Annotated in this window: 4 protein-coding genes; 3 read left to right on the top strand and 1 reads right to left on the bottom strand. The window is 71.1% G+C overall.

Annotated features, from left to right (window positions below; translation table 11 throughout):
* Positions 1–186: adenosylhomocysteinase (locus tag ACWCXC_RS37315; RefSeq protein ID WP_450686141.1), on the top strand; the 186-nt coding region annotated here is incomplete at its 5' end.
* Positions 187–415: 229 nt separating this feature from the next.
* The gene (locus ACWCXC_RS37320; RefSeq protein ID WP_450686151.1) at positions 416–1,027 is read left to right on the top strand and encodes a hypothetical protein; all 612 of its coding nucleotides are present in this window, start codon (positions 416–418) and stop codon (positions 1,025–1,027) included.
* 28 nt (positions 1,028–1,055) lie between these two features.
* On the opposite strand, the gene ACWCXC_RS37325 is transcribed toward ACWCXC_RS37320, so the two are convergent.
* Positions 1,056–2,162 (bottom strand): RDD family protein, encoded by a 1,107-nt coding sequence (locus ACWCXC_RS37325; protein ID WP_450686152.1) that lies wholly within the window; start codon positions 2,160–2,162, stop codon positions 1,056–1,058.
* A gap of 124 nt (positions 2,163–2,286) precedes the next feature.
* Between ACWCXC_RS37325 and ACWCXC_RS37330 the strand changes: the two genes are divergently transcribed.
* A complete protein-coding gene (locus ACWCXC_RS37330; protein ID WP_450891804.1) occupies positions 2,287–3,294 on the top strand; it encodes a stage II sporulation protein M in 1,008 nt (335 codons plus the stop codon).
* The last annotated feature ends 417 nt before the right edge of the window (positions 3,295–3,711 follow it).

The following is a 3,711-nucleotide window of genomic DNA, read 5'->3' on the forward strand; positions in this document are numbered from 1 at the left end:
CTGTTCACCAAGCCGGGTGACTACCCGACGGACGTGTACGTGCTGCCCAAGCACCTGGACGAGAAGGTCGCCCGTCTCCACCTGGCCTCGCTCGGGGTCCGGCTCACCACGCTCCGCCCGGAGCAGGCCGCGTACATCGGCGTCGAGGTCGACGGCCCGTACAAGCCCGACCACTACCGCTACTGAGCCTTCCCACCCCCGCGCGGAGCCGCCGGCGACCCGTCACACGGCACCAGTCAGTGACGACCGGTCAGTGACAGCCGGCCACCTGCGGCCCCCGCGGTGTCCGTGGACGCGCGCGCGTCCACGGACCGGGTGACGCTCAGCAGCAGCGACGAACGCAGGCCCCCGCACCCCCGTGTCGGGGGCCTGCGCCGTACCGCACCCGCACAGCCCGAGGAACCCGAAGGACCCCATGCCCCGCGGCCGATATTCGCTCCACGATCTTCACGACCACACCCCTCTCGGCGAAGAACATTTCACCTGCGCGCCCGGCCCCTCCGGCTGGCGCTACCTCTCCCGCACGACCGCCCCGTCCGGCGATCACCTGGGATCGGTGGACCTCACCCTCGACGAACTCGGCCGCCCCATCCGACTCGAACTCCACACCGCGAGCTGGCAGGTCCGCGGCGCCGCCCTCGAAGGCGTCACCTGGGTGCGCACCGATCCGACCGGCACCCACGCCACCGAAGGCAATGTCCGCGCCCACGCCTTCAGCGGCACGTCCCCCGCGTTCCTCGTCTCGACCGCACGTCTGCTCCGTCTCACCCCCGCTTCCCCGCCCACTCGCATCCGCGTCGTCACCTTCACGGATCCCGTGCTCGCACCCCGGACGGCCGACCAGTCCTGGGCCCTGGTGAACAGTGAAGCGCACGCCACTGACAACGGCCCCCTGACCGTGGACGAATACCAGGTCAGCGCCCTGGACACCGGTGAGCAGTACGCCGTCCACATCGCCGGCGATGTGGTCCTCGCCGCCCCCGGCATCGAACTCGAAGACCTGGACTCCCCACCCTCCGACCGCTGAGACGCCCCCGGCCCCGAGTCCCCGGTCTCTAAGCAGGAGGCACGAACCCCGTGGCGGCGGCCCCGGAGCCCTTCTCCTCCCCGGACCCGGGAGGAGCGACGGGAGCGGTCGGCACCGAAGCCGCAGGGGCCCCGCCGGAGCCCCCGGGCCCGCCGGAGCCCCCGGGCCCACCGAAGCCACCCGGCCCACCGGAGCCCTCGGGGCCACCGAAGCCCTCGGCTCCGTCGGGACTCCCCGGCACCGAGTACCCGTCGGGAGACCCGCCGCCCGCCTGGGGCGCCCAGGCCGGGGATCCAGCAGGTACCGGATGACCTACCGGGTAGCCGCCGACCAGCGGGTTCGGCCCGGCCGCCCAGCTCCCCGGCGCACCGACGACGTTCCCCGCCGTCGCGGCGTACGCACGACGGGCATCCCGTGCCTGCCGCTCATTGACCACGGCGGCCAGGTACGCGGCCGCCGGCACCCCGGCCGGCGCCGGTACCCCGGTCCGCGCGGCGACCTCGCCCGCCAGCCGTTGCGCCATGCCCCGGCCCACGGCCGCGTCCAGCTGGTGCATGCGCGTCAGGTACTGCCGTACCGCCAGCCACAGATCGTCCGGGACCCCCGACAGATCGAGTGCGGCGAAGCGCCCGACCAGCCACGGAGGAGGTGGCGGAACGGCAACGCCCCGGCCCCCGGGAACCCGTTCCCGGACGACCAGCGTTCCCGCGAACACGTCCCCGATCCGCCGCCCTCGCGCGGAGACGAGCGAGGCGATCGCGGCGACCGTGCCGAGCGTCGCCAGGATCTCCACCACGCCCATCGCCCCCCGCACGAGCGCGTGCCGGAACCGGATGGGGCCTCCGTCGTCGCGCACCACCCGCAGCCCGCACGCCAGTTTTCCCAGCGACCGGCCGTGGCTGAGTGTCTCCACCGCGATCGGCGCGCCCACGAGCACGAGCAGATACGTCGCGACGGCCACCGCCGCCAGGGCGGCATCGTCCAGCGGCGCCGCCGCGACGGCCAGCCCGATCGACACCAGGACGAACGCGGTGCCCACCACGGCCAGGTCGATGAGCAGCGCCAGCGCACGGCTCGGCAGTTTCGCCGGCCGCAGCCCCAGTACGACCGCGTCCCCGGTCACCAACTCGCTCATCGTCGCCCGCCCCTCGCCGCCCGTCCCTGCCCCTCGGGCCCACAGTCTGCCAAGCTGGCCCGCAGAGCGCCGCAGTTGTACGGACCCGTACGCACGCACCCTTGCCCTGGAGCAGCAGCCGCCCATGGACCTCGACGTCTTCGTCAACGCCCACCGCAGCGAGTGGGACCGCCTGGACCACCTCGTGCACCGAGGGCGCAAGCTCACGGGCGAGGAGGCGGACGAGCTCGTCGATCTCTACCAGCGCACGGCGACCCATCTCTCCCTGGTCCAGTCGGGCGCCCCGGACCCCCTGCTCACGGCCCGACTGACCCAGCTGGTGGCGCGGGCCCGTGCCACGGTGACCGGCACCCGCCGTGCCTCGTGGCGGGACGCCGCGCACTTCCTCACCGCCGGTTTCCCCGCGGCCGTCTACCGTTCCCGGCACTGGTGGATACCCACCGCCGTGCTCTCCGTCCTACTGGCGGCCGTCATGGGCTGGTGGATCGGCACCCATCCCGAGGTCCAGGCCGGCATCGGAGCCCCGGAGGACCTGCGCCGGATGACCGACCCCGGCGGGGAGTACGAGACGTACTACTCCAGCCATCCGGCGGCCTCGTTCGCCGCGCAGGTCTGGACGAACAACGCGCAGGCCGCCGCGATGTGCCTGGTCCTGGGCGCGTTCCTCTGCGTCCCGGTGATCTGGATCCTGTTCGTCAACGTGCTCAACCTGGCCGTCGGCATCGGCCTCATGTTCTCCGCCGGCCGCCTCGACACCTTCCTCGGCCTGATCCTTCCCCACGGCCTGCTGGAACTGACCGCGGTCTTCGTCGCCGCCGGCACCGGCCTCCAACTGGGCTGGACCGTCATCGACCCCGGCCCCCGCACCCGCCGTTCCGCCCTCGCCCAGCAAGGCCGGGCAGCCATCGGGATGGCCATCGGTCTCGCGCTCGTCCTCTTCGTCTCGGGCGTCATCGAAGGCTTCGTCACCCCCTCCGGTCTCCCCACCTGGGCACGCATCACCCTCGGCATCACCGCCGAACTGGCCTTCCTCGCGTACGTGTACGTCCTGGGCGGCCGGGCCGTCCGCGCGGGCGAGGCCGGCGACCTCACCGAGGTCGAACGAAGTGCCGAGCGCCCAGTAGCCGCCTGATGTGCATGTGACCGCACGGAGCTGCTAGTCTCCTCCTCGCCCCAAAAACCGTTGACACGGTGGACCGGGGGAGGTAGATTCAAACGGTTGCCTCGAACTGGACAAGTTCGGGCCCAGCAGGTTAGATGTACCTCGCTCTCGACGGAGACTCGAATCTTCGCGGAGCCACATGATTCCCACTCTCTGAAGTATCCGGCCGATTAGCTTCGGCCAAATCGCTTCTGATAAAGTCGAATCAGCCGAAAGGCAAGGCCACTTCAACGGCCACCAGAATTCAGATTCGAACCGGAAACGGAACGAAATGGGTCTGGTAAGGTTGAAACCGCCGGAAAGGGAAACGCGAAAGCGAAGAACTGGAAAGCGAAAAACGCTTGACCCGCTTCGACCGGGAATCGGACACGAAAGAGTCTGATAGAG

It is taken from the genome of Streptomyces sp. NPDC001515, from assembly GCF_053597115.1.

Coding starts and splice junctions, on each gene's coding strand:
- ACWCXC_RS37320 (WP_450686151.1), top strand. CDS start 416: ATGCCCCGCGGCCGATATTCGCTCCACGATCTTCACGACCACACCCCT.
- ACWCXC_RS37325 (WP_450686152.1), bottom strand. CDS start 2,162: ATGAGCGAGTTGGTGACCGGGGACGCGGTCGTACTGGGGCTGCGGCCG.
- ACWCXC_RS37330 (WP_450891804.1), top strand. CDS start 2,287: ATGGACCTCGACGTCTTCGTCAACGCCCACCGCAGCGAGTGGGACCGC.